The organism is Paraburkholderia elongata (assembly GCF_013177735.1).
Classification (GTDB): domain Bacteria; phylum Pseudomonadota; class Gammaproteobacteria; order Burkholderiales; family Burkholderiaceae; genus Paraburkholderia; species Paraburkholderia elongata.
Genome location: NZ_WOEZ01000089.1, coordinates 41290 through 65806 on the forward strand (window position 1 = coordinate 41290; position 24517 = coordinate 65806).

Below are 24517 nucleotides of genomic sequence, written 5' to 3' on the forward strand. Positions count from 1 at the left end.
TGAGCAGCGTGCCGGTACTTTGCATCAGGCGTCGCGGTGTCGGAATATCCGCGAAAAGCGGGAACCTGTAGCAGGAGACGAAATGAAGAACGTAAGCAGGTGGGCGATGGCAGTCGTGCCCGCGGCGTTTGCGTGTCAGATGGCACATGCCCAATCGAGCGTGACGCTCTACGGTGTGATCGACGAGAGTGTGCGGTATCTGACCCATGCAAACAAAGCCGGAGACTCGTCGATCGGACTCGGCAACGGTGGCATGACTGAGAGCCGCTGGGGCATAAGGGGCACCGAGGATCTGGGCGGTGGTTGGTCGACGTTCTTCAAGCTCGAAAACCGGTTCTACATGAATAACGGCCAAAGCGATCCTACCTTGCCGTTCTTCAATGAAGCGCAAGTAGGCGTGCGCTCAGATTCCTATGGTCAGGTGATCTTCGGCCGTCAGTACAACGTGATGATCGAGGGCGTTACCATTGGCGGCTACGGCAGCAATATCTGGATCCCGTACGATTTCAGCTTCCAGCCGGAAGTGACGATGACCGGCGGTATCTGGACCAGCAACCAGGTGCAGTACCAGGCGAAATATAACGGTTTCCATCTCGCCGCTGGCTACGCATTCGGCGGCAACGCGGGCAATTCGTATGGCAGTCAGGTCGGCGTGGCGGTTGCTTACGCACCGGGCGGCCCGTTCACCTTCGGCGGCGCGTATCAGGAGTCGAAAGATTCGGTCAACGGTGCAGCCGCGAAAGCGTGGACCTTCGGCGGGTCGTACACGTGGAATTTGACCCGGTTCTCCGTCGGCTATATCGTCGATCAGAATGACGCCGGTTTTTCGAATTTTGCCAACGGGCCGTTCACCGCACCCGCGTTGGCTGCGCTCAAGTACACGGACTTTTCGCGGCGTCGCATGATCATGGGCGGCATCATGCAGCAGGTCGGCACCACGTGGCACTTCGCCGCGAATGTCTGGCGCACGCTGCAGGACGGCAAAACCGCCGCGCAGGACGGTTCGGCATGGCAGTACCAACTGGTCGCCGACTACAACCTGTCCAGGCGCACCGATGTCTATCTGGAAGGCGACTACTCGCTATATCGGGGCGACCTGATTGGCGCGCAGTTGCAGGGCGTCAACGGTGTCGGGCTTGCGCAGAAGGGTAGCCAGATCGGCCTGATGGCCGGTGTGCGGCATCAGTTCTGATCACTTACCAACTCCAGCGCGCGCCCAGATTGCCCTCCACCGTGCTGCGGTGCTCGCCGTTCACGTTCACGTTCATGGTGTAACTCGCGGTGGCGAACACGCTGCCGCGAGTCTCACCCAGGCGTACCTTCCATTTGCCGTTTCGACCGTTGTGGATCGATCAATGCGAAACCCGCTGTACCCACGATCAGCAACAACGTGCCGGTTACCGCAAAACCGATCTCATAGCCACGCGCGTCGCCCGCCGCGCCGAGCAGCTTGCCCATCGCGACGGGGCCGATCAGTCCGGCGATAGTGACGATCGAGTTGGTGATCGCGAGCAGGGCCCCGCGCCGCGCGGTCGGTGCGACTTCGGCGACCAGCATCGGACCGAAGGTGAAAGTCTGAATCGCCAATGCGCTGGCGAGCCCCATCAAGGCGACCTTGACGAACGGTGGCGCGCCGAACAACAGTGAGCAGTACGCAAACCCGCTCATCACGCATGCCGCGCTGATCAGTTTGCCGCGCGCCACCTTCGACGATACGCCGCGCTTGAGCATTCGATGCGATGCCATTGCGAGCGCGATGCCGAGCGGAATCTGTGCCGCGACTTGCAGCGCGAACAACCAACCGGCCTGGGTCGCGGCAAAGCCGAGGCCGAGCCGGAAATATGCGGGCACCCAGGTGAAGCCGATCGCGATCACCGCATAGCCGACAAAGCATTGCAGCATCACGCCGATGACGGTGCGGTCGCTCAGCATGCGCCGAAAGCGCATTGACGCGGCATGCGGGCTGGCCGACGCGGCGGCAAAAGCGGGTGATGGGTTGTGCTGACGATTGCCCGTCTTGCCCACGCACAGCCACAGGACGGTCCAGCCAATACCGACCGCGCCGAGCGTGAGAAACGTCGCGTGCCAGTGCCACCGTTGCGAGATATAGGTGAGCAACGGTCCCGTGATGATGACGCCCGCAGTCGCCCCTTGCTGCACGATGGCCGTAGGGAGATTGCGCTCGTGGTCGTCGAACCAGGTGTAGACCACATGCAGCGCGAGCGGCGAGGCCGGCCCTTCGCCCGCTCCCAGCAGGACGCGGCACAGCATCAAGACGGCAAAGCTGGTCGGCCATGCGAGCGGCAACTGCGCTACCGCCCAGATCAGCGCGAGCGCGGCGAGCAGCCATTTCATGTTGACGCGGTCGGCGAACAGGCCGACGGCGATGCCCGAAATCGAGAACAACACAAAAAACGCGCTGCCGACGAGGCCGAACTGACCGTGCGTCAACTGCATGTCATGCATCAGTGGGATCGCGACCAGACCGAGCACGGCTTTGTCGGCGAAGTTGATCAGCATGAACAGGAATAGCGAGGCGACGATCACCCAGCGGCGGCCTTGCGCGGTCTCGTGTGCGCGGTGGGATGAGCCGGCGCGGTGTCGGCAAGCGCCAGGCGCTTCGTGCTGCTGAGGATGGTGGGCAAAGCGTGTCTCCAATTCTGGCGCAGAGGCGCTGGGTTTTCGCCCATTTGAGGTGGTATAACTGAATTGTTCAAGTGCATTCTCGTTATCGGGAGCTTGCAAACTATGCATGAGGTCAATTCTCGCCGCCTTACCCATCTTATCGCCCTGGCAGAGGAAGGCAGCTTCGCGCGCGCGGCCGAGCGGGTTCATTTGAGCCAGCCCGCGTTGAGCCGCAGCATTCAGGCGCTCGAAGAGGAAGTCGGCATGAAGCTGTTCGACCGTGCCGCACGCGGCGTCGCGATGACGGCGGCCGGGCGGCTGCTGGTCGAGCGCGCCCGGCGCGTGCTGTTCGAAACGCGCTGCCTGTTCCGCGACGTCGAACTGCTGAAAGCGCACGAGCTCGGCGAGGTACGCATCGGCCTCGGACCCTATGCGTCCGTCATACTGCTGCCGGACCTGCTGGTGGAGTTCGCGCGGCGCTTTCCGAAGATCAAGGTGTCGATCGAACTCGGCGGAGGCGATGCGCTGCTTGCCAAGCTGCGCGCCGAACAGATCGACTTTCTCGTCACCGACCGCCGTGTGCCGCCCGTGACGCCCGATGTCACGTTGCAGCGCCTGCCGCGTCACGAGGGCGGCTGGTTCGCGCGGCCGGGCCATCCCCTGTTTGCGCACGGCACAGTGCAGCTCGCGGCGTTGCGCGAGTTTCCGCTGGTCTCGGTGACCTTGCCCGCATTCATGAAGGACGGCCTGCATCGCCTGCTCAAGTACCGCGCCCACGAGCAGATTCCGTTGCAGATCGAATGCAACGACGTGGCGGTGCTGAAGGACGTCGTTGCGCAGACCGATGCCGTGCTGTTCGCCACGGCGTCTGCGGTGCGGCGCGATCTGGAGCTGCGGCGCCTGGCGCGCATTCCGCTCGTCAATCCGCCGCGTCTCGCGCTGGAATTCGCGCTGGTGTATCTGGCCGAGCGCACGCCTTCGCCCGCCGCGTATTCTGCGTTGGGACTCGCCGAACAGGTGATGGAGGACGCCAACCGTGCCGCGCAGGGCTTGCTGCACTCCGATGCAGTGGCGACACAATTGGACCGCTGAACGGCCAATTGGGTGACCATATGCTCGGCCCCCGTGATTACCCTGGATGCGGTTGACACCGCGATCCCAATCGCGGACTATCCGGATTCCGGATTCCGGATTCCGGATTCCGGATTCCGGATTCCGGTTTTCCGTGAGTCTTCCGTAAGTCTTCATTTTTTCAAAGCAGCGAACCGAGGCTGAACACCGCATGACGACGATTTCACCACGCGGCCGCGAAACGCAGCCCAGCGCCATCGCGGCGCCGCGTCAGACGCGCAGTCAGCAGGGGCTCGTTCGCATGCTGCAAGCCGGGCGCGAGCTGATCGAAGCGAGCGGCAATCTCGACGATCTGTCAATCAACGACATCGTCGAGCGCGCGGGTACGTCTATCGGCGCGTTCTATCGGCGCTTCGACAACAAGGACAGCTTCTTCGAAGTCGTCCAGGACGCGGCGATGGAAGAGGGGCTCGAGCACATACGCGAGACCGTCGAGCGTGATCCGGCCTGGCGTTCGAACGATGCGGGCACGCTAGCCGATGCGGTCATTTCGTTCTATATCATGACGTTCCGGCGCAATCGCGGGCTGTATCACGCGTCGTTGCTGCGGGCGTCGCAGCGCAAAGCCAGTTGGGACGCCGTGAAGTCGACCAATCACGAGGTTCAGGCGCTGATCGTGCCGCGTCTCGTCAGCGCGTTGGCACAGTCGCGCGGCATCAAGGCCGATGCCAGCGCCACCCAGCCGCTCGAATTCGAAGTACGCGCCACCTTGCAGATGATTCTCGGCATGCTGGTCAACAGCGTGCTAAACGATCCCGGTCCGTTGTCGCTCTCCAGCCGGCAACTGCGGTCGTGGCTGCAAATCCGGCTGCGGCGTTGTCTCGGATTAGCGGACGGCTGATTTTTTTGCCTAAAAACAGGAATCAGAATTCCGATTCCGTTCATGGAAAACATATCCAGATGCCGCGCGATCTCCGTTCCGCGCAGCAGCCAAATATTCGAGGAGACACCGCATGAGCTTATGTTGCCCCGAACGGGTTCGTAATCCCGCCTTCGACGCGCCGCATATCGGCGAGGCGCTCGATGTCGCGTTCGACGCCGGTGTGAATCTCGCGTTCGCCATTGCCGCGCCGACCGTGCCGCCGCGTCTCACCGAACACTCGCGGCGCATGGCGCAGCGTATCTATCACGTCGCCGAGCGTGTGTATTGCGCGGTCGGTTATGCGATCGCTAACATCATCTTCGTGGTGGGCGACGACGGCATCGTGGTGATCGACGCGACCGAGGCCGTGTCCGCCGCGAAACGCATCTATGAGGACTTCTGCGCGATCGATCCGCGGCACGCCGGGCTGCCGGTCAAGGCCGTGGTCTATACGCACAATCACACGGATCACACTGGCGGCGTGCGTGCTTTCGTCGACGAAGCCGCGCTCGAGACGGGCAGCGTCGAGATCATCGCGCACCGCTCGTTGATGGACACCGTGATCAACAACGCGAACCTCGTCGCACCGATTCTCGCCACACGTTCGGCCTACAGCTTCGGCACACTGCTGCCGGCCGGCGCGACCGGCAAGGTCAACGCGGGCATCGGACCGGTGCTGATCGCCGAGCCGGCGAGCTTCTTCGCGCCGACCCGCGTGTTCGACGACAAGTTCGACATCGTGCTGGCGGGCGTGCGCTTCGAGTTCCGCTATGCGCCTTCGGAAGCCGACGACGAAATCGTCATGTGGCTGCCCGATCTCGGCGTGCTGCTGTCGGCGGAAGTGATCCAGGGCGAGTGTCTCGCGAACGTGCATACGCTGCGCGGCACGCGTTACCGCGATCCGGTGCGCTGGTATCAAACGATCGACATGATGCGCGGCTTCAACGCGGCGCATATGGTGCCGGCGCATGGCCGTCCGGTATCGGGTGCGCAGTATGTCGCCGAGGTGCTGTGCGTGTATCGCGACGCGATTCAGTTCATCCACGACCAGACCATTCGCCACATGAACTTCGGCCTGAGCCCGGACGAACTCGCTGAAGCGATTCCCGCGCTGCCGCCGCATCTCGCGGAGCATGCGTGGCTCGGCGAGTACTACGGCACGGTCAAGCATTCGGTACGGCAGGTGTATAGCGGTCAGCTAGGCTGGTTCGATGGCGATCCGGCGTCGCTCGATCCGCTGCCGCGCGTTGAACGTTCGCAGCGCATGGTGCAGATGATGGGCGGCGCGGAAGCGGTACGCGCCGCCGCGCTCGTGGCGTTGGACGACTCGGACTGGCGCTGGGCCGCGGAGTTAGCCACGCTGCTGGTGCGCCTCGATAAAACCGACGCCGACGCGCGCAACATTAAGGCGACCGCGTTGCGCGAGTTGGGCTACCGCACCGTGAACACCAACTGGCGCAACTGGTATCTGAGCGCGGCGCGCGAACTCGAACACGCCTACGACGAACTGCCGTTTGCGGGCAGCGCGAGCCTCGCCTCGGTGGATGTGTTGCGCGCCCAACCGTTGCGCAATGTGTTCCAGCGCTTCAGCGTGAGCGTCGATCCGGAACGTTGCGCCGACGTGCAGATGACACTCGCATTCCGCGTGACGGATCGCAATGAAACGCACGCGCTCGAACTCCGGCGTGGCGTGTTGCAGATTCACGAGCGAACACCTTCGGCAATCGACGTTCAACTCGCGCTGGAAACCAGCACCTTGTACGGCATGCTGCGCGACATGGCGACGCAGTTGCCGAAGTTCCTTGAGAGCGGCACAGTAGTGCTGGAGCGCGGTACGGCCGAGCAGTTGCGCAGATTCTTTGATTGTTTCGACCAGCCCGCGCGGTGTATGCCCGCGCTTACTACGCGATAAAAGCAGCGCGGCTCGCATCGGCGCATCGTGCATTGGTGCATCGCGATGCGCAACCTCAGGAGGAGACATGGAAAAAATCTGGTTGAAGTCCTATCCGCCAGGCGTCCCGGCGGAGATCGACACTACGCAGTTCAGCTCCGTTTGCGACTTGCTGGAGCAGAGTTTCCAGACGCACGCGACCGAGCTCGCGTTCGTCTGCATGGGCCGCGAGTTGACCTACGGCGAACTCGATGCAAAGTCGCGCGATCTTGCGGCGTGGTTTCAATGGCTAGGCCTTGCGCGCGGCGCGCGCGTCGCGGTGATGTTGCCAAATGTATTGCAGTATCCGGTGGTCATGGCTGCCATCCTGCGTGCCGGTTACGTGGTGGTGAACGTCAATCCGCTGTACACGCCGCGAGAACTCGAACATCAGTTGAACGACAGCGGCGCGGAAGCGATCGTGCTGCTCGACACGTTCGCGAAGACGCTCGAGGCAGTGCAGGCGCATACGTCGATCAAGCATGTCGTGCTGACCTCGATCGGCGAGATGCTCGGTGCGGGTAGTCCTGAGGTTGCGGGCAATGCGCCGCCAACTTCGTGTACTGCGCTCAACGATGCGATCGCGCGTGGTTCAGACGCGGGCTTCACACCGGTCACGCTCACGCAAAGCGATGTGGCGGTCCTGCAATACACCGGTGGCACCACCGGCGTCTCGAAGGGCGCGACTTTGCTACACGGCAATCTGATTGCCAACGTCCTGCAATCGGAGTTGTGGCGCGAACCGGTTTATCGCGGGCGCACCGACATCAAGCAGTACATTACGGTCGTCGCGCTGCCGCTCTATCACATCTTCGGGTTGACGGTCTGCGGCTTGCTGACGATGCGTTGCGGCGGCCTGGGCATCCTGATTCCGAATCCGCGCGATCTGCCGGGGCTGATCAAAACCTTGCAAGGCTACGCGATCAATTCGTTTCCCGGCGTGAACACGATGTACAACGCGCTGCTGAACGACCCCGACTTCAAAACGCTCGACTTCTCGAAACTGGTGCAATCGAACGGCGGCGGCATGGCGGTGCAGCAAGCCGTCGCTCAACGCTGGCAAGCGCTGACCGGTGTGCCGATCGTCGAAGGTTATGGGCTCTCGGAAACCTCGCCGTGCGCCACCACCAATCTGCCGACGTCCACCGCGTTCACTGGAACAGTTGGCTTGCCGTTGCCGTCCACGGACATTTCGATTCGCGACGACGCCGGCCAGGAAGTGCCGCTCGGCGAGCGCGGCGAAATCTGCATTCGCGGACCGCAGGTGATGGCCGGCTACTGGAACCGTCCCGATGAAACCGCGAAGGTGATGACGCCGGACGGCTTCTTCAAATCCGGCGACATCGGCGTGATGACGGAAGAAGGTTTCGTGAAGATCGTCGATCGCAAGAAAGACATGATTCTGGTGTCGGGTTTCAACGTCTATCCGAACGAAATCGAGGACGTGGTGGCGAAGCACCCGGGCGTGTTCGAAGTGGTGGCGGTCGGCGTGCCGGACGCGGAGTCAGGCGAGGTGGTGAAGCTTTACGTGGTGAAGAAAGACCCGGCGCTCACCGAAGCGGATATTCTCGCGTTCTGCAAGGAGCAACTGACAGGTTACAAGCGCCCCAAGATCATCGAGTTCCGCAGCGAGCTGCCGAAGACCAACGTCGGCAAGATTTTGCGGCGCGCATTGCGCGACGAGGTGAAGAACGCGGGCTGAAAGCAGGCGTGCCACGTGTCTCGCCGCGTGTTTGCCACATGCCGCCACGTTTGGCACCCGCTGCAGCGCGGCGTGATTCCGGGTACATTGTCGTTCTCGACATCACGCACTTGGGAGTACACGATGCGCCTGCTTCACACCATGCTCCGGGTCGGCGACCTGGACCGTTCGATCGCCTTCTACACCGAAATGCTCGGTATGAAATTGCTGCGCCGCGAAGACTATCCGGACGGTAAATTCACCCTGGCCTTCGTCGGCTACACGGTCGAGCGCGACGGCACTGTCATTGAATTGACGCATAACTGGGACACGCCCTCGTACGACCTAGGCACCGGCTTTGGGCATCTCGCCGTCGAAGTCGAAGATGCCTACGCCGCTTGCGACAAGATCAAGGCACAAGGCGGTAAGGTCGTGCGCGAAGCCGGCCCGATGAAACACGGCACCACCGTGATCGCTTTCGTCGAAGATCCGGACGGCTACAAGATCGAGTTCATCCAGAAGAAAAAGTGACGTAAGCGGCGGGGCAAGGACAAGCAATGAATAACAGCAATCCCTACTTCAAAGAACTTGACGACATCCACGTCGAAATCCAGTCTTTGTTCGATGGCTCCGCGGATCACGGCGCGCTGGAGCGCATCATGGCGCGCTTCGCTCCGCAATTTACGCTGGTCATGCCGTCCGGTCTAGCACTCGACCACGCGGGCCTGCGCGCGACTTTCGCGAAGCTGAACGGCGCGCGTCCCGGCTCGCAGATTACAATTCGCGATATGGAGATCGTGTCCGAGTATCCGTCGGGCGCGGTGGTGAAATATCGTGAATATCAGCGCGACAGCGCGGGCAATGCAAACGTGCGGCGCTCGACAGCGGTGATGGACCTCGACGCGCACGGCAAGGTGACGTGGCGTCACCTGCAGGAAACCTTCTGCACGGAGTGAGTGGCGGGTTTCAGAAGGTCGGCGCTTCGCGTTGAGGCGCCGGCTTCAAGGCCTCACGACCGAAGGCTGAAGACCGAAGTCTTGAAGGGCCAGAAAAGGCCCCAAGGCCTGAACGCCTTAAAGCGTCGGCAGTAATTCCGGCGGATGCGACTTCAACGTCTGCCGCGCTTCGCGGAATTCCGGAAAAATCGATTCGACTGTCTGCCAGAAGCGCGGACTGTGATTCATCTCGCGCAGATGCGCGAGCTCGTGCGCAACGACGTAATCGATGATCGACAGCGGGAAATGGATCAGCCGCCAGTTCAGGCGAATTTTGCCGTCGCTCGAACAGCTGCCCCAACGCGTGGCCGCTGAAGAGAGTGCATACGCGCGATAGTTGACGCCGAGCTTCTCCGAGTAGATCGCGAGGCGCTCGCCGAACAGACGTTTTGCTTCGCCTTGCAGCCAGCCTTGCACGCGATCCTTGATCTGCTGCGGATCGGCTTGCAACGGCAGCGGCACCTGCAATGCGGCTTCATCCGCATTGAACGCGAGCGTGCCTTGCGGCGAGCCGAGCTTCACGCGCACGGGCTGACCAAGATACGGCACTTCCGCGCCATCTTTCCAGTCGACCTTGGGCAACGCGCGTTGTTCGACACGCGTTTGCCATTCGATCAGCTTCGTGAAAATCCAGCGCTGCTTTTCGGTGATCGCGGTTTCGATATCGGCGAGCGTGACCCAGCGTGGTGCGGTAATCATCAGGCCGGTGCTGTCGATCGCAAAGCCGATCGAGCGGCGTGCCGAGCGCTTGAGCACATAGTGCAGCGTGCGCGAACCGATGGTGAGGCTGCGCAGCTTGCTACCGTCCGGTGCGAGCGGCACGACCGGCTGCTGCCCGCTCTGCAAGCCGGCCGTTGATGCGGAGGGTGTTGGGGACGACGACGTCGACCCCGGCTCGGCGAAGAGCGGGAGATCGAGCTGCCGGTTATCGAGCGCCGCAGCGGGCTGCGACGTAGGAGACTTCTGCATCGGATTCGGCTTCGCGCAAATGCGCCTTCGAGGGCGCGGGCGCGTCAGATTGGTGCGGCGGCGGAGGTTCTATCCGCCGCGCGGTACGCGGTAGGATCGATGCGACGCATTTCAGCTTCGATCCACTTTTCGACGCGCGTGTTCACTTCATCGGGCGTGAGCCCCGTCGTGTCGATCGGCTTGCCGATCGACACTGTGACTATACCCGCATATTTGAGAAACGAGTTGCGCGGCCAGACACGTCCGGCGTTGTGCGCGATCGGTACGACCGGCGCGCCGGTGGCAATCGCGAAACGCGCGCCGCCGGTTTTGTACTTGCCCTGCTTGCCGGTCGGCGTGCGCGTGCCTTCCGGAAACATGATGACCCATGCGCCTTCGGCCATGCGCTGCTTGCCTTGCTTGATGACGGATTCGAACGCGTACTTGCCTTCCTTGCGGTCGATGTGAACCATCTTCAGCATGCCCAATGCCCAGCCGAAAAACGGCACATACAGCAGCTCGCGCTTGAACACGTAGCACAGCGGCCGCGGCATCAGCGCCGGAAACGCCAGCGTTTCCCACGCCGATTGATGCTTCGACAGCAGCACGGCAGGACCGTCGGGCAGGTTCTCATAGCCCTCGATCTTATAGCGGATGCCATTCAGCCAGCGCACCGTGTGGAGCGTGGCGCGGCACCAGCCGGCCGCCATCCAGTAGCGATTGTCGGCGCGCATGAACGGAAACGCGATGAAGCACGCGGTCGCGTACGGCACCGTGAAGAGCACGAAGTAGATCAACAGCAACAAAGAACGAATGAAGCGCATCGGCGTGGTCAGTGAGGATTGGGGACGCGCGTGGTGCGCGTCACTCGTGAGCGTCGGAAAGGAAGTCGAGCGCGAACGCGCGCAAGTCGTCGTGTACGCGTGTGCCTTCGGGCAGGCCGCCGGCCTGGAGCGTCTTGCGGCCCTTGCCGGTCAGCACCAGATGAGTCGGATGTCCGAGCGACGCGCCCGCTTGCAGGTCGCGCATTGCGTCGCCGACCACCGGCGTATGCTGCGGATCGACTTCGAAACGTTCTGCGATCATCTTCAGCATGCCGGGCTTCGGTTTGCGGCATTCGCAGTGATCCTGGGCCGTATGCGGGCAGAAGAACACCGCGTCGATGCGCCCGCCGACCGCTGCCGCCATGCGATGCATTTTCAGATGCATCGCGTTGAGCGCGTTCATGTCGAAGAGGCCGCGACCGATGCCAGACTGGTTGGTCGCGATAGCAACGCGATAACCCGCCTGGTTCAGCCGCGCGATCGCTTCGAGCGAACCGGGCAGGGCGACCCATTCGTCCGGCGACTTGATGAACGCGTCGGAATCGACGTTGATCACGCCGTCGCGGTCGAGAATCACCACTTTTTTGGTCGGCATGGCGCGGGGCTCAGGCGGCGAGTCGGGAAATGTCGGCGACGCAATTCATCTGCTGATGCAGCGCGCCGAGCAAAGCCAGACGGTTGGCGCGCAACGCCGGATCTTCGGCGTTGACCATCACGTCGTCGAAGAACGTGTCGACCGGTTCGCGCAACGCGGCGAGCGCGGTCAGTGCGCCCGTGTAGTCGCGCGCGGCGAGTTGCGATTGCACGCGCGGTGCAACCTGTTCGAGTTGCGCATGCAAGGTTTTTTCGGCCGCTTCGGTCAGCAGTGCGACCTGCACGCTGCCGGTCGTCGCGCTTTCCGACTTCTTCAGGATGTTCGAAATACGCTTGTTAGCCGCCGCGAGCGATGCCGCTTCCGGCAACGCCGCGAATTCGCGCACTGCATCCAGACGCGCGACGATGTCGTCGAGGCACGTGGGGTTCAGTGCCAGCACCGCGTCGATTTCGCCCGGCGCGTAACCGCGCTCGCGCAGCAGACCGCGCAGGCGGTCCATGCTGAATTCGTAGATCGCTTGCGTCGAATCAGCGACGCCCGGCACTGCGGCGAATTGCGCATAAGCGGTGCGCAACAGTTCGACCAGGTCGACCGGCAATTGCTTCTCGACCAGAATCCGCAGCACGCCGAGCGCATGGCGGCGCAGCGCGAACGGGTCTTTCTCGCCGGTCGGTTGCAGGCCGATGCCCCAGATGCCGACCAGCGTTTCGAGCTTGTCGGCGAGCGCTACGACGGTGCCGGTTGCCGTGGTCGGCAACGCATCGCCGGAGAAACGCGGCTGATAGTGTTCCGAGCACGCCAGCGCGACTTCTTCCGGTTCACCGTCGTGACGCGCATAGTACGTGCCCATCGTGCCTTGCAGCTCGGGGAATTCGCCGACCATGTCGGTGATCAGGTCGGCCTTGGCCAGCCGTGCAGCGCGCTTCGCGAGCGCGACATCTGCGCCGATCAGCGAGGCAATTGCACCCGCCAGCGCTTCGACGCGCTCGACGCGTTGCAGCGCCGAACCCAGCTTGTTGTGATACACGACGTTCGCGAGCAGCGGCACGCGGTCGGCGAGCGGTTTCTTCTTGTCCTGCTCGAAGAAGAACTTTGCATCAGCCAGACGCGGACGCACCACGCGCTCGTTACCTTCGACGATATCGCCTGGCGTCTTCGTTTCGATGTTCGACACGATCAGGAAGCGCGAGCGCAGCTTGCCGTTCGCATCCGTCAACGCGAAGTATTTCTGGTTCGTCTGCATCGTCAGGATCAGGCATTCCTGCGGCACTTGCAGGAATTCGTCCTCGAAACGGCAGGCGTAGACCACCGGCCATTCGACCAGCGAATTCACTTCATCCAGCAGCGACTCCGGCATCACGACCTGGTCGCCGTCGGCTTGCGCGAGCAGATGCGTACGGATGGTTTCTTTGCGGTCGGCGAAATTCGCGACCACGCGGCCCTTGTGCATCAGCGTGTCGGCGTACGAATCCGCGTGCTGGATGTTCACGAAGCCTTCGGACAGGAAGCGGTGGCCGAGCGTGGTGTCGTCGGCATCGACGCCCAGTGCCGTGACCGGCACGACCTGTTCGCCGTGCAAGGTGGTCAGACGATGCGCAGGACGCACGAACTGCACGTTGGTGCCGTCCGGGCGCTGATACGTCATGACCTTCGGGATCGGCAGCTTGGCGAGCGTTTCGTCGAGCGCGCTTTGCAGGCCTTCGGCGAGCGTCGCGCCCGGCGCGGCGTAGCGCAGGAAGAAGGCTTCGGCCTTGCCGTCCTGCGCGCGCTCCAGGTCGTTCACCGAAAAATCGGGGAAGCCGAGCGCGGCCAGCTTCTTGGCGAGCGGCGCGGTGGGCTGGCCGTCTTTATCGAGCGCGACGGAAACCGGCAGCACTTTTTCGCGCACGTGTTTTTCCGGCGCGACCGAACGCACGTTCTTGATCGTGACGGCGAGACGGCGCGGTGTGGCGTAACGTTCGAACGACAGTTCGCCTTCGACCAGGTCGCGCGCCGCGAGGCGCTGCGCAATACCTTCGGCGAAGGCTTCGCCCAGACGCGCGAGCGCTTTCGGCGGCAGTTCTTCGGTCAGCAGCTCGACGAGCAGGGTAGCTTGATGGGGTTGAGTCATTTCTTGATGTTCTCGTCAGTCCTGGTCGATCTTGCGTTCGACTTTCAGCGGCGGCGCCCACGCGGGCATTGCGGCATCTTGCTCGTCGGTCGTGAGGCCGGGCACGCCGTGCACCGGATTGCCGAGCATCGGGAAGCCGAGCTTTTCGCGCGAGTCGTAGTAAGCTTGGGCGACCAGACGCGACAGCGCGCGAATCCGGCCGATGTAGGCCGCACGTTCCGTGACGGAGATCGCCCCACGGGCGTCCAGTAGGTTGAACGTGTGGCCGGCCTTCAGCACCAGTTCATAAGCGGGCAGCGCGATCTGCGCTTCGATCATGCGCTTGGCTTCTGCTTCGTAGCTGTTGAAGAACGTGAAGAGCAGATCGACGTTCGCGTGCTCGAAGTTGTAGGTCGACTGTTCGACTTCGTTCTGGTGGTACACGTCGCCGTACGTCAGGCGACGGAGTTCGGGGCCGTTCGGGCCTTGCTCTTCCCACTCGGTCCAGACCAGGTCGTAGACGTTCTCGACCTTCTGCAGATACATGGCGAGACGTTCGAGACCGTAGGTGATTTCGCCCAGCACCGGCTTGCAATCCAGACCGCCGACTTGCTGGAAGTAGGTGAACTGGGTCACTTCCATGCCGTTCAGCCACACTTCCCAGCCAAGGCCCCAGGCGCCGAGCGTGGGGTTTTCCCAGTCGTCTTCAACGAAGCGCACATCGTTCTGCTTCAGGTCGAAGCCGAGGGCTTCGAGCGAGCCGAGGTACAGATCGAGGATGTTTTCCGGCGCCGGCTTCAGCACGACCTGGTACTGGTAGTAATGCTGCAGGCGGTTCGGGTTCTCGCCATAGCGGCCGTCTTTCGGGCGGCGCGACGGCTGCACATAGGCTGCTCGCCACGGTTCCGGACCGATCGCGCGCAGGAAGGTGTGGACGTGGGACGTGCCCGCGCCGACTTCCATGTCGATCGGCTGGAGCAACGCGCAACCCTGCTTATCCCAGTAGGACTGCAGTGTCAGGATGATTTGCTGAAACGTGAGCATGAAGTGCCTTTCGGGCATAGGGCCGCGTCGTAAGCGCCGAAGCGCGCCGGGTGGCCGTGGAGCAAAGTGCTAAACCGTAGATTTTAACGGAAAGGGAGGGGGGTGTCCGTTTTGCGGGGTCGGACGGGGGCCGAAGTGTTCTCCAAACGAAAAAAGGCCGCTTGAGGCGACCGATCGTCGTTCGTCGTCTCGGGAAGTGTCCCGTCGGCTAATTGCTCAAACGCATCAACGCATGCGTGGCGGAATCCGTCACCTCGACAAACCCATCAATCTCCATCTCCAGTTCTCGCGGTAGCGCGAGCATATTGCACGACACCAACCTGCCGTAGATATTCTCCTCGCGTTCAAAGAAGTTGCCCGGGTTGAACAAAGGCGGCAAATGCCACCACAATCGGTATTCCCTCGACCACAACCACTCGATCAACGCCTGTGACCGATCGAGCCGGTCATTCTCCACGTAAATCACCGGCCGCGAGCGGGCGATAGTTTCCTCCGCTCCTCGCAGCGCGTTCAATTCGAACCCTTCCACGTCGAGCTTCAGCAGCCCCACGGTATGCGAGCGCAGTACGTCGTCCAGCCGTACGCACGGAACCGGGAGCGTGTCCGCCGCAGCCTCCGTCTGCATGGACACGCCACCGAAGTTTCCCGGCGCGTCATAGTCAGGCCGCGCGAAGTGCAGTGTCCCTGCACTCGCACCACACGCATACGGCCATGCGAGCACGTTACGCACACCATTGGCCGCGAGATTCGCGCAGAGGTTCTGAAAGATTACCGGCTGCGGCTCGAAAGCAACCAGCACTTGACGGCGCGCCTGCGCCTCACGCGCCAGCATGATCGTATGCACGCCGATATTCGCGCCGACTTCCACGACGATCCCGGGTTGCACCAGCAACTGCCGCAACACGGCAGATTCGAGTTCGCTGCATTCGCCGTATTCGATGAGTGCGCGGCCGAGATAGAAGTTGTTCGGATTGGCGAGCATCCAGCCATGACGGGTCTGGACGAGTTGCGTGTGTTCGCTGAGCGGCAGCGGAGCAGGAGGGGGCGTAACCATGGACATTGAGCGAGAAAAAAGACCACGCAAATGTACGGTCCGCCGCTGCCCTTGTATATGAGACGAGCTCTCAAGAATTCTTATTTTTCTGCAAGAACTCGCCGTCGAAACCTAAGACTTAGGCGGCGAGAGGCTCATGAGCCTCTCGCCGCCACAACCGGCTTACGTCGCGGCCAGTTCAATTTTCGGCGCAAACGAATCGCTTTGTGCCAAAGGCCAATACTTCTCGTACAGCGTGTAGCGATAGTTGCCGTTCAGCAGATCGTTGGGATCGAGATACTTCAACAGATCGGACATCAACCGCACTTCATGCGACGACACGCGCCGCACAATGTGATGCGCGCTCAATTCCGCCGGATGCTTGAGCCCCGCGGCCTGAACGATTTCCTTCAGCGCATGCAACGTGTTGTGATGGAAGTTGAACACGCGCTCGGCCTTGTCCGGCACGACCAGCGCACGTTGACGCACCGGGTCCTGCGTCGCGACGCCCGTCGGGCAGCGGCCGGTGTGGCAGGTCTGCGCCTGAATGCAACCCACCGCGAACATGAAGCCACGCGCCGCGTTGACCCAATCCGCGCCGATCGCAAGCGTCTTCGTGATGTCGAATGCGGTAATCATCTTGCCGCTCGCGCCGATGCGGATGCGCTGACGCAAGCCGATGCCGACCAGCGTGTTGTGCACCAGCAGCAGGCCTTCCTGCAACGGCACGCCGACGTGATCGGTGAATTCCAATGGCGCTGCGCCCGTGCCGCCCTCCGCACCGTCGACCACGATGAAGTCCGGCAGAATCCCCGTCTCCAGCATCGCCTTCGCAATGCCGAAGAATTCCCACGGATGGCCGATGCACAGCTTGAACCCGGTCGGCTTGCCGCCAGACAGCGTGCGCAAACGGTCGACGAATTCGAGCAGGCCGCGCGGCGACGAGAATTCGGAGTGGGTGGCGGGCGAGATGCAATCGCGGCCCATCGGCACACCGCGCGTTTCGGCAATCTCGGGGGTGATCTTCGCGGCCGGCAGCACGCCGCCGTGACCGGGTTTCGCACCTTGCGAGAGCTTCACCTCGATCATCTTCACTTGCGGTTCGGCGGCCTGCTTCGCGAACTTTTCCGCGCTGAAGGTGCCGTCGTCGTTACGGCAGCCGAAGTAGCCCGAGGCGATTTCCCAGATGATGTCGCCGCCATGCTCGCGATGGTATTTCGACATCGAGCCTTCGCCCGTGTCGTGCGCGAAGTTGCCTTTCTTCGCGCCGAGGTTCAGCGCCATGATCGCGTTCGCTGACAACGAGCCGAAGCTCATCGCAGAGACGTTGAAGATCGACATCGAATAAGGCTGCGCGCGGTCGGGCCCGACGACGATACGGAAGTCGTGGTTATCGAGCTTGGTCGGCGCGAGCGAGTGGCTGATCCATTCGTGCGCGACGGCTTTGACGTCGAGCTCGGTTCCGTACGGGCGGCTATCCACGTCGTTCTTCGCGCGCTGATAGACGATGCTGCGTTGCGCGCGCGAGAACGGTTTCTCGTCGGTATCGTCCTCGACGAAATACTGGCGGATTTCCGGGCGGATGAATTCGAACAGGAAGCGGAAGTGGCCCCACAGCGGATAGTTGCGCAGAATCGCGTGGCGTTCCTGCGTCAGGTCGAACAGGCCGAGCGCGACGAGCGCCACCGGTACGATGATCCAGAACCACGAAATGTGATGCGTCGCGGTAAGCAGAGCACAGGCTGCGAGCAGAACGACTGCGCACCACATCGCCAGATAACGTCGAGAAAACATGGGAACTCCAGTGCAGTGAAGATCGTTGCGGAGGGATCGTCGACGCTGTCGGCGCAGACGGAATCCGCCGCGAAGGGAAACGAACAACTGCTTGTTATGGTGAAGCTAGCTGCGGCTCGAAGATGGAACGCGTGAGTGAAGCGTGAAGATGAGACATGAAGCTGAAGCGCGTGCGGCGGCGCCAAGGCGTTGCCGCACGATCGAACTCATGGCTCAACGGGCGGTGAGCAACGCTGCCTTTTGCGGCTGGCGCGCTGTTGGCTGCCCGGTCACCGCATGTTCGATGATGCCGCCGCCGAGACACACGTCGCCATCGTAGAGCACCGCAGATTGCCCCGGTGTGACAGCCCATTGGGCGTCGTCGAAATTCAGTTCGAAGAGGCTTTCGCCCCCACCTGCTGCGCTGACCGCCGCGCTGAAGGAGCACGGTGCATCCGCTTGCCGGTAACGGGTTTTCGCGCCGCACGCGAAACCTTCAGCCGGCGGTTCGCCCGCGACCCAGCTCGTATTGCCCGCGCTCAACGTATGGCTCAGCAGCCACGGATGGTCGTGGCCTTGCGCGACATACAGCGTGTTCGACGCAATATCCTTACCGGCGACGAACCACGGTTCGCCGCTGCCTTCCTTGCTGCCGCCGAGGCCGATGCCCTTGCGCTGCCCGAAGGTGTAGAACGCGAGGCCGATGTGTTCGCCGACCACGTTGCCGTCGGTGGTTTTCATCGGACCGGGTTTAGTCGGTAGATAGCGGTTCAGGAAGTCGCGGAACGGCCGTTCGCCGATGAAGCAGATGCCGGTCGAATCTTTCTTCTTCGCATTCGGCAACGCGATCTGTTCGGCGATCTCGCGGACTTTGGTTTTTGGAATCTCGCCGAGCGGAAACAGCGTCTTCGACAACTGCGCCTGGTTCAGCCGATGCAGGAAATACGACTGGTCCTTCGTATGATCGAAGGCCTTCAGCAGTTCGAAGCGGCCGTTGTTCTCACGCACGCGCGCATAGTGACCGGTCGCGATGGTTTCCGCGCCGAGCGACATCGCGTGATCGAGGAAGGCTTTGAACTTGATCTCGGCGTTGCACAGCACGTCCGGATTCGGCGTGCGGCCTGCCGAGTATTCGCGCAGGAATTCGGCGAACACGCGGTCTTTGTATTCGGCGGCGAAATTGACCGCTTCGACGTCGATGCCGATCAGGTCCGCCACCGAGACGACGTCGATCCAGTCCTGCCGCGTCGAGCAGTACTCGCTGTCGTCGTCGTCTTCCCAGTTTTTCATGAACAGGCCGACCACGTCGTAGCCCTGTTCCTTCAGCAGCCACGCGGTGACCGACGAATCGACGCCGCCCGACATGCCTACTACGACTTTCTGCTTGCTCATAAGGTGCTCACTGGGTGCTGCATGACTTCATTGATCGTGGGTTGACCGTGTTCCCCGGTCGCCTGCCTGGCCGCTCGTGACGGATCAGGCCGGTTTATGACGGGTTAGGCATGGCGATGCCTGCTTTACGTCTGCTTACAACTGTTTGCGCCCGACCGAATGCGTGTGCACGAAGTCGAGCGGAAAACGCCGTCCCGCGAGGTAATCGTCGAGACATTGCATGACTAGCGGCGTGCGATGCCGTTCGGGGCAGGCACGCAGTTCGTCGGCGCTCATCCACAGCGTGCGGACGATGTTGGGATCGAGCGCGCGCGCCGCATCCGCTTCGCCGTTCGTGCCGCAATAGGTGAAGCGCAGATACGTCACGCCCTCACTGCCGGGCCGCTCGAAATGCGTCATATACATGCCGACCAGTGCATCGGGCGTGAACGGATGGGCGGTTTCCTCGAGCGTTTCGCGGATGACCGCTTCCAGAAGCGTTTCGCCCGCTTCCAGATGGCCGGCGGGCTGATTCAGGCGCAGGCCGTCGGCGGTATGTTCCTCGACCACGAGAAAACGCCCGTCACGCTCGACGATGGCCGCAACGGTGACGTGCGGCAGCCAGGTTTCCGGTTTCATGGGTGCGCATTTTACCGTTTATGGGCCTGGGCTGCCGGGAAGCGGGCCGGCGGAGGGCGCCGACCGGGTCGACCGGCAGCTAATGCAGGCACGAGCGGCGGCCCACGGCCTGCATTCTGCAAGGCGCCCGCCCGGGCCAAGACCCCCGGATTGTCCCCGATTTCGGCGCACCCCCAGGTTTCGGTTAAAGTGACGCCGTTAGCCGTTGCACTTGCAAGCCGGCGTGCCTCGTCGGCAGCTCTGTCGTAAAACAAGAAGTCGAGGAGGAACAAAGATGCACATCGGAGTGCCAGCCGAGACGCGCGCGCACGAAACCCGCGTCGCCGCGACGCCCGAAACGGTCAGGAAGTACGTGACCCAGGGCCACCGGGTCACGATCCAGAGCGGCGCCGGCACCGGCGCAAGCTTTCCTGACGATACCTTTACAGCGGCCGGCGCGGAAATCGTCGACGCCACCACCGCGTTTGGCGCGGATCTCGTCCTGAAGGTCCAGTCCCCGACCGATGCCGAGTTGCCGCTGCTCAAGCGCGGCGCGACGCTGGTCGGCATGCTCGATCCCTTTAATGCCGAAAACGCGCTGAAGCTCGCCGCGGCCGGCGTCACCGCGTTCGCGCTCGAAGCCGCGCCGCGCACCACTCGTGCGCAGAGTCTCGACGTGCTGTCGTCGCAGGCGAATATCGCGGGGTACAAGGCCGTTTTATTGGCCGCCACGCTCTATCCGCGCTTCATGCCGATGCTGATGACCGCCGCTGGCACCGTGAAAGCGGCCCGCGTGCTGATTCTTGGCGCGGGCGTGGCCGGTTTGCAGGCGATCGCGACGGCCAAGCGCCTGGGCGCCGTGATTGAAGCGTCCGACGTGCGACCGGCGGTCAAGGAGCAGATCGAATCGCTCGGCGCCAAGTTTCTCGACGTGCCGTACGAAACCGACGAGGAGCGCGAAGCCGCGCAGGGTGTCGGCGGCTACGCGCGGCCGATGCCGCCGGGCTGGCTGCAACGCCAGTCGGCGCTGGTCCACGAACGGGCGAAACAGGCTGACGTGGTGATCTCGACCGCATTGATCCCAGGGCGCGCCGCGCCGACGCTGATTTCAGTGGAAACCGTCCTGGCGATGAAACCCGGCTCCGTGCTGGTGGACCTCGCAGCAGGGCGCGGTGCCGAGTACGAGGGTCATCGCGGCGGCAACTGCCCGCTGACCGAAGCGGACCAGGTTGTCACCAAGCATGGCGTGCAGATCGTCGGCTATACGAATCTGGCCTCGATGGTGCCCGCCGACGCGTCGTCCTTATACGCACGCAACCTGCTCGACTTCCTCAAGCTGATCATCACGACGGAAGGCGCCCTGAACATCGATCTCGCGGACGACATCGTCGCGGCCACGTTGCTGGCCCGTGACGGCGAAGTCACGCGCAAGGCATAGCAACGATGTCGCATGGGACCAGAGTAAGCGCTAAAGCGCCAACTCTGGTCGACAAAGGAGAAGGGAATGGAAGTCATCAACCACACCGTGATCAACCTGATCATCTTCGTGCTGGCGATCTACGTCGGCTACCACGTCGTCTGGAACGTCACGCCCGCGCTGCACACGCCGCTGATGGCCGTGACCAACGCGATCTCGGCGATCGTGATCGTCGGCGCGATGCTGGCCGCGGGCCTCACGCTGGGCACGCCCGGCAAGTTCTTCGGCACGCTCGCGGTCGCGCTCGCGGCGGTGAACGTGTTCGGCGGGTTTCTCGTGACGAGGCGAATGCTGGAGATGTTCAGGAAGAAAGAGCCGAAGAAGCTTCCCGCAGCCGCCAAGGAGAACGCGTAATGAGTCTGAACGTCGTCACGCTGCTTTATCTGGTCGCGTCGGTCTGCTTCATCCAGGCGCTCAAGGGGCTGTCGAATCCGAAGACGGCGCGCACCGGCAACACCTTCGGCATGGTCGGGATGGCGATTGCGATCCTCACCACCATCGCGCTGATCGTCAAACAGGCTAATGCGCTCGGCTCGAATCTTGGGTTAGGGCTCGGCCTCCTGCTGGTCGCGCTGGTGATCGGCGGTGCGATCGGCGCGTTCGTCGCGGCGCGCGTCGAAATGACCAAGATGCCGGAACTGGTCGCGGCGATGCACTCGCTGATCGGTCTTGCGGCCGTGTGTATCGCGTATGCGGTGGTGTCGGAGCCGTCGGCCTTCGGTCTCGTCGATCCGGACAATCCGGTTCCGGGCTTCCTGCCGTATGGCAATCGCGTCGAACTTTTCATCGGCACGTTCGTCGGCGCGATTACGTTCTCTGGTTCGGTGATCGCGTTCGGCAAGCTGTCGGGCAAGTACAAGTTCCGGCTGTTCCAGGGCGCACCGGTTGTCTATGCAGGGCAGCACCTGATCAACCTGTTCCTCGCGCTCGGGATGCTCGGCTTCGGCGTGATCTTCTTTCTCACGCAGTCGTGGCTGCCGTTCATCCTCATGACGCTGATCGCGTTCGTGCTCGGCGTGCTGATCATCATTCCGATCGGCGGCGCGGATATGCCGGTGGTGGTGTCGATGCTCAATTCGTACTCGGGCTGGGCGGCGGCGGGCATCGGTTTCTCGCTGAACAATCCGATGCTGATCATCGCTGGCTCGCTGGTGGGTTCGTCGGGCGCGATCCTGTCGTACATCATGTGTCGCGCGATGAACCGTTCGTTCTTCAACGTGATTCTCGGCGGATTTGGTAACGAGCCAGGCGCAGCGGCGGCGGGTGGATCGGCGGAGCAACGTCCGGTGAAATCCGGTTCGGCCGATGACGCGTCGTTCATGCTCGGCAATGCCGAAACCGTTGTGATCGTGCCGGGTTACGGGCTGGCGGTCGCGCGTGCACAGCATGCATTGAAGGAGCTGACCGACAAGCTGGTCGAGAAGGGCATCGAGGTGAAGTACGCGATTCACCCGGTGGCCGGACGGATGCCGGGGCACATGAACGTGCTGCTCGCCGAAGCCGAAGTGCCGTACGACATGGTCTACGAAATGGACGACATCAATGGCGAGTTCGGTCAGGTCGATGTGGTGCTGGTGCTCGGCGCGAACGACGTGGTGAATCCGGCGGCGAAGAACGATCCGAAGTCACCGATCGCGGGCATGCCGATCATCGAGGCGTACAAGGCGCGCACGGTGATCGTCAACAAGCGTTCGATGGCGGCCGGCTACGCCGGTCTCGACAACGACCTGTTCTACATGGACAAGACGATGATGGTGTTCGGCGACGCGAAGAAGGTGATCGAGGATATGGTGAAGTCGGTAGAGTGACGAATCGGCGCTCGCGGTCTGAAGCCTGGCCGCGAGCGCCGAGCTTGTGGCTACGACGCATGCGCGAGATTCGACCACACCGCAGGCGACTTTCTGAATTGCCGCGCCGGCATGGCGCGAGCTGAACGCGCACAGGGTGGGCTGAATCTCAGCGGCCGGATTTGCTCGCGGATATCAACACCACGGCGCATCCGCATCTTCACCGCGGCTTCGCATTCACGTGCCGCAGCCAATCCGCCAACCGTCGTCCTTCCTGATCCGGATACGTTTCGAGCGCCTGAAGGTCCCGGATCCTCTCCAACCCGAAATTGCGGAAATCGCTGCGCAATTCGCACCATGCGCCGAGTGTCCAGCGCGCGCCCCAATAAGCCAGTGCCAGCGGCCACACGCGCCGCTCGGTTTCTGCGCTATTCGCATCGGTATAGGCAAAACTCACCACCTGACGTGCATCGATCGCCCGATGCAGCGCGTCCACCTTCGCTGAAAAGTCCGCCTTGATGTGAAACGACGGCGCGAAGATCGCCAGACGTTCGAGCGTTGCGCGCTTGTCGGCGGGCATTGCCGAGGCGATCTTCGCCAACGCCCCGCGCGCGCCGCTCGCGAAGCCGGCGCCGCCCCACGATTCGAGCATTCGCGCGCCTGCTGCGAGCGCGGCCAGTTCATCGGCCGTGAAGGTGAGGGGCGGCAGGCTCGCCGCGCGGCTCAACCGGTAGCCGATGCCCGCTTCGCCTTCGATTGGCACGCCTGACAGTTGCAGATCGCGCACATCGCGGTAGACGGTTCGCAGCGAGATATTCAGCCAGTCGGCGAGTTGTTGCGCGGTAGTCAGGCGCCGTCCGCGTAACAGTTCGGCGATCTGGAACAGGCGGTCGGCGCGGCGCGTCATCGTGGGCGTCTTGTAGAAAAGGACGGGGACAGTCCCACGATCATAGCGCCGCATGCTGCGCTCCGGTCGGCGTTCCGCGCGGTGCCTGCTGGCCGCCGCGCTTGTGCGCCGTGTCGCGTGCTCAGCCGTTGGTCTGCGAATGCAGGCCGAGGCGGTTGCCTTCCGTATCGATGAAGAACGCGATGTAGCCAATGTCCTGCGGCAGCTTGATCACCGGACCATCGGTCTTGCCGCCGGCCTTTTCGACGCGTGCGAGGGTGGCGTCGACGGTCGGCTGGGCGTTCAGATAGACGAGCACGCCGTCGTGGGTCGGCGTCATCGACGGGCTATGGACGATCGCGCCGCCGGTGGCCGGCTCCTCATAGCCGAAGATGGCGATCGGCTGGCCGCCGATTTCCTGGCGATTCAGTTTGACGTCGAGCGCGGTTTCGTAAAAGCGGACAGCGCGATCGAAATCGACGGACGGAATCTCGAACCATGCGACAACTTTCGATGATGCGGACATGACACTCTCCTGTGAATGGCAAGCCGTGCAAAGCGCCGGATGGCGTGAGAAGGAGTGTGCGTGGGGGCTACTGACAGCGTAGTGTCAGTAGGGCTTGGCGGATGTGGCAAAAGGACGTGGCTGACGATGAGCGCGCAGGGGCGCCGGTGGCAAGGGCGGGATGGGAGAGACGGCAGAGACGGCAGAGATGGTGTGGCGGGCGGGAACAGGGGAACGGAGAAGTCGGGGTGGCAGCCGGTGGGGCCCGACGCCGGCCGATCGACGAGGTACCGGCGAAAAAAAAGCCGCGGACCTGGATCCGCGGCTTTTTCCGATGCTGCTC

The 24517-nt window shown here is 62.6% G+C and carries 22 protein-coding genes; 10 read left to right on the top strand and 12 right to left on the bottom strand.

The window, feature by feature from the left end; genetic code table 11:
* Positions 1 to 82: 82 nt before the first annotated feature.
* On the top strand, positions 83 to 1192 hold the full coding sequence (locus tag GNZ13_RS17395; protein ID WP_172166635.1) for a porin: 1110 nt from the start codon (positions 83 to 85) through the stop codon (positions 1190 to 1192).
* Positions 1193 to 1305: 113 nt separating this feature from the next.
* On the opposite strand, the gene GNZ13_RS17400 is transcribed toward GNZ13_RS17395, so the two are convergent.
* Positions 1306 to 2547, bottom strand: a complete 1242-nt coding sequence (locus tag GNZ13_RS17400; protein ID WP_172166636.1) for an MFS transporter — start codon at positions 2545 to 2547, stop codon at positions 1306 to 1308.
* Positions 2548 to 2748: 201 nt separating this feature from the next.
* Between GNZ13_RS17400 and GNZ13_RS17405 the strand changes: the two genes are divergently transcribed.
* The 6 genes from GNZ13_RS17405 to GNZ13_RS17430 all read left to right on the top strand — a co-directional run bounded on the left by GNZ13_RS17405 (position 2749) and on the right by GNZ13_RS17430 (position 9185).
* The gene (locus tag GNZ13_RS17405) at positions 2749 to 3717 is read left to right on the top strand and encodes a LysR family transcriptional regulator (protein WP_172166637.1); all 969 of its coding nucleotides are present in this window, start codon (positions 2749 to 2751) and stop codon (positions 3715 to 3717) included.
* A 190-nt stretch (positions 3718 to 3907) separates the two neighbouring features.
* Entirely contained in the window at positions 3908 to 4597 is a 690-nt protein-coding gene (locus GNZ13_RS17410) for a TetR/AcrR family transcriptional regulator (protein WP_172166638.1), read from the top strand.
* A 112-nt stretch (positions 4598 to 4709) separates the two neighbouring features.
* Positions 4710 to 6530, top strand: a complete 1821-nt coding sequence (locus tag GNZ13_RS17415; RefSeq protein WP_172166639.1) for an alkyl sulfatase dimerization domain-containing protein — start codon at positions 4710 to 4712, stop codon at positions 6528 to 6530.
* Positions 6531 to 6597: 67 nt separating this feature from the next.
* Positions 6598 to 8250 carry a long-chain-fatty-acid--CoA ligase gene (locus tag GNZ13_RS17420; protein WP_172166641.1) on the top strand — a complete coding sequence of 551 codons (1653 nt, stop codon included), beginning with the start codon at positions 6598 to 6600 and terminating at the stop codon, positions 8248 to 8250.
* A 123-nt stretch (positions 8251 to 8373) separates the two neighbouring features.
* Positions 8374 to 8760, top strand: a complete 387-nt coding sequence (gene gloA / locus GNZ13_RS17425; RefSeq protein ID WP_172166642.1) for a lactoylglutathione lyase — start codon at positions 8374 to 8376, stop codon at positions 8758 to 8760.
* Positions 8761 to 8786: 26 nt separating this feature from the next.
* Positions 8787 to 9185 carry a hypothetical protein gene (locus tag GNZ13_RS17430; RefSeq protein WP_172166644.1) on the top strand — a complete coding sequence of 133 codons (399 nt, stop codon included), beginning with the start codon at positions 8787 to 8789 and terminating at the stop codon, positions 9183 to 9185.
* A gap of 117 nt (positions 9186 to 9302) precedes the next feature.
* On the opposite strand, the gene GNZ13_RS17435 is transcribed toward GNZ13_RS17430, so the two are convergent.
* From GNZ13_RS17435 to GNZ13_RS17475, 9 genes are all read right to left on the bottom strand, one after another.
* On the bottom strand, positions 9303 to 10193 hold the full coding sequence (locus GNZ13_RS17435; RefSeq protein ID WP_172166646.1) for a M48 family metallopeptidase: 891 nt from the start codon (positions 10191 to 10193) through the stop codon (positions 9303 to 9305).
* Positions 10194 to 10237: 44 nt separating this feature from the next.
* A complete protein-coding gene (locus GNZ13_RS17440; RefSeq protein WP_172166647.1) occupies positions 10238 to 10996 on the bottom strand; it encodes a lysophospholipid acyltransferase family protein in 759 nt (252 codons plus the stop codon).
* A gap of 40 nt (positions 10997 to 11036) precedes the next feature.
* Positions 11037 to 11591, bottom strand: coding sequence for a D-glycero-beta-D-manno-heptose 1,7-bisphosphate 7-phosphatase (gmhB, locus tag GNZ13_RS17445; RefSeq protein ID WP_172166649.1), 555 nt, complete (start codon positions 11589 to 11591; stop codon positions 11037 to 11039).
* A gap of 10 nt (positions 11592 to 11601) precedes the next feature.
* Positions 11602 to 13701, bottom strand: coding sequence for a glycine--tRNA ligase subunit beta (gene glyS, locus GNZ13_RS17450; protein ID WP_172166651.1), 2100 nt, complete (start codon positions 13699 to 13701; stop codon positions 11602 to 11604).
* A gap of 15 nt (positions 13702 to 13716) precedes the next feature.
* Positions 13717 to 14724 (bottom strand): glycine--tRNA ligase subunit alpha, encoded by a 1008-nt coding sequence (glyQ, locus tag GNZ13_RS17455; protein ID WP_172166653.1) that lies wholly within the window; start codon positions 14722 to 14724, stop codon positions 13717 to 13719.
* A gap of 208 nt (positions 14725 to 14932) precedes the next feature.
* Positions 14933 to 15778, bottom strand: coding sequence for an FkbM family methyltransferase (locus GNZ13_RS17460; protein WP_216674891.1), 846 nt, complete (start codon positions 15776 to 15778; stop codon positions 14933 to 14935).
* A 162-nt stretch (positions 15779 to 15940) separates the two neighbouring features.
* Complete coding sequence (locus tag GNZ13_RS17465; protein WP_172166655.1) at positions 15941 to 17551, bottom strand: FMN-binding glutamate synthase family protein; 1611 nt, start codon at positions 17549 to 17551, stop codon at positions 15941 to 15943.
* Positions 17552 to 17764: 213 nt separating this feature from the next.
* The gene (gene mnmA / locus GNZ13_RS17470; protein WP_172166657.1) at positions 17765 to 18922 is read right to left on the bottom strand and encodes a tRNA 2-thiouridine(34) synthase MnmA; all 1158 of its coding nucleotides are present in this window, start codon (positions 18920 to 18922) and stop codon (positions 17765 to 17767) included.
* Positions 18923 to 19057: 135 nt separating this feature from the next.
* Positions 19058 to 19540, bottom strand: a complete 483-nt coding sequence (locus GNZ13_RS17475) for an NUDIX hydrolase (protein WP_172166658.1) — start codon at positions 19538 to 19540, stop codon at positions 19058 to 19060.
* A 274-nt stretch (positions 19541 to 19814) separates the two neighbouring features.
* Between GNZ13_RS17475 and GNZ13_RS17480 the strand changes: the two genes are divergently transcribed.
* The 3 genes from GNZ13_RS17480 to GNZ13_RS17490 all read left to right on the top strand — a co-directional run bounded on the left by GNZ13_RS17480 (position 19815) and on the right by GNZ13_RS17490 (position 22804).
* On the top strand, positions 19815 to 20957 hold the full coding sequence (locus tag GNZ13_RS17480; RefSeq protein ID WP_172166660.1) for a Re/Si-specific NAD(P)(+) transhydrogenase subunit alpha: 1143 nt from the start codon (positions 19815 to 19817) through the stop codon (positions 20955 to 20957).
* A gap of 66 nt (positions 20958 to 21023) precedes the next feature.
* Positions 21024 to 21350 (top strand): NAD(P) transhydrogenase subunit alpha, encoded by a 327-nt coding sequence (locus GNZ13_RS17485; RefSeq protein WP_012431753.1) that lies wholly within the window; start codon positions 21024 to 21026, stop codon positions 21348 to 21350.
* The gene (locus tag GNZ13_RS17490; protein WP_172166662.1) at positions 21350 to 22804 is read left to right on the top strand and encodes an NAD(P)(+) transhydrogenase (Re/Si-specific) subunit beta; all 1455 of its coding nucleotides are present in this window, start codon (positions 21350 to 21352) and stop codon (positions 22802 to 22804) included. The genes GNZ13_RS17485 and GNZ13_RS17490 overlap by 1 nt, the downstream gene beginning before the upstream one ends.
* 199 nt (positions 22805 to 23003) lie before the next feature.
* On the opposite strand, the gene GNZ13_RS17495 is transcribed toward GNZ13_RS17490, so the two are convergent.
* Together GNZ13_RS17495 and GNZ13_RS17500 are read right to left on the bottom strand one after the other, a co-directional pair.
* Positions 23004 to 23744, bottom strand: coding sequence for a helix-turn-helix transcriptional regulator (locus tag GNZ13_RS17495; RefSeq protein ID WP_172166664.1), 741 nt, complete (start codon positions 23742 to 23744; stop codon positions 23004 to 23006).
* A gap of 67 nt (positions 23745 to 23811) precedes the next feature.
* A complete protein-coding gene (locus GNZ13_RS17500; RefSeq protein ID WP_172166666.1) occupies positions 23812 to 24195 on the bottom strand; it encodes a VOC family protein in 384 nt (127 codons plus the stop codon).
* Between the last annotated feature and the right edge of the window lie 322 nt (positions 24196 to 24517).

Bases quoted from the DNA above. Each gene is read 5' to 3' on its own strand.
- gloA (WP_172166642.1), top strand. From the start codon at position 8,374: ATGCGCCTGCTTCACACCATGCTCCGGGTCGGCGACCTGGACCGTTCG.
- GNZ13_RS17485 (WP_012431753.1), top strand. From the start codon at position 21,024: ATGGAAGTCATCAACCACACCGTGATCAACCTGATCATCTTCGTGCTG.
- glyQ (WP_172166653.1), bottom strand. From the start codon at position 14,724: ATGCTCACGTTTCAGCAAATCATCCTGACACTGCAGTCCTACTGGGAT.
- GNZ13_RS17395 (WP_172166635.1), top strand. From the start codon at position 83: ATGAAGAACGTAAGCAGGTGGGCGATGGCAGTCGTGCCCGCGGCGTTT.
- GNZ13_RS17420 (WP_172166641.1), top strand. From the start codon at position 6,598: ATGGAAAAAATCTGGTTGAAGTCCTATCCGCCAGGCGTCCCGGCGGAG.
- GNZ13_RS17435 (WP_172166646.1), bottom strand. From the start codon at position 10,193: ATGCAGAAGTCTCCTACGTCGCAGCCCGCTGCGGCGCTCGATAACCGG.
- GNZ13_RS17490 (WP_172166662.1), top strand. From the start codon at position 21,350: ATGAGTCTGAACGTCGTCACGCTGCTTTATCTGGTCGCGTCGGTCTGC.
- GNZ13_RS17475 (WP_172166658.1), bottom strand. From the start codon at position 19,540: ATGAAACCGGAAACCTGGCTGCCGCACGTCACCGTTGCGGCCATCGTC.
- GNZ13_RS17480 (WP_172166660.1), top strand. From the start codon at position 19,815: ATGCACATCGGAGTGCCAGCCGAGACGCGCGCGCACGAAACCCGCGTC.
- GNZ13_RS17440 (WP_172166647.1), bottom strand. From the start codon at position 10,996: ATGCGCTTCATTCGTTCTTTGTTGCTGTTGATCTACTTCGTGCTCTTC.
- glyS (WP_172166651.1), bottom strand. From the start codon at position 13,701: ATGACTCAACCCCATCAAGCTACCCTGCTCGTCGAGCTGCTGACCGAA.
- GNZ13_RS17465 (WP_172166655.1), bottom strand. From the start codon at position 17,551: ATGTTTTCTCGACGTTATCTGGCGATGTGGTGCGCAGTCGTTCTGCTC.
- GNZ13_RS17405 (WP_172166637.1), top strand. From the start codon at position 2,749: ATGCATGAGGTCAATTCTCGCCGCCTTACCCATCTTATCGCCCTGGCA.
- gmhB (WP_172166649.1), bottom strand. From the start codon at position 11,591: ATGCCGACCAAAAAAGTGGTGATTCTCGACCGCGACGGCGTGATCAAC.
- GNZ13_RS17495 (WP_172166664.1), bottom strand. From the start codon at position 23,744: ATGCGGCGCTATGATCGTGGGACTGTCCCCGTCCTTTTCTACAAGACG.
- GNZ13_RS17500 (WP_172166666.1), bottom strand. From the start codon at position 24,195: ATGTCCGCATCATCGAAAGTTGTCGCATGGTTCGAGATTCCGTCCGTC.
- GNZ13_RS17430 (WP_172166644.1), top strand. From the start codon at position 8,787: ATGAATAACAGCAATCCCTACTTCAAAGAACTTGACGACATCCACGTC.
- GNZ13_RS17415 (WP_172166639.1), top strand. From the start codon at position 4,710: ATGAGCTTATGTTGCCCCGAACGGGTTCGTAATCCCGCCTTCGACGCG.
- mnmA (WP_172166657.1), bottom strand. From the start codon at position 18,922: ATGAGCAAGCAGAAAGTCGTAGTAGGCATGTCGGGCGGCGTCGATTCG.
- GNZ13_RS17410 (WP_172166638.1), top strand. From the start codon at position 3,908: ATGACGACGATTTCACCACGCGGCCGCGAAACGCAGCCCAGCGCCATC.
- GNZ13_RS17460 (WP_216674891.1), bottom strand. From the start codon at position 15,778: ATGGTTACGCCCCCTCCTGCTCCGCTGCCGCTCAGCGAACACACGCAA.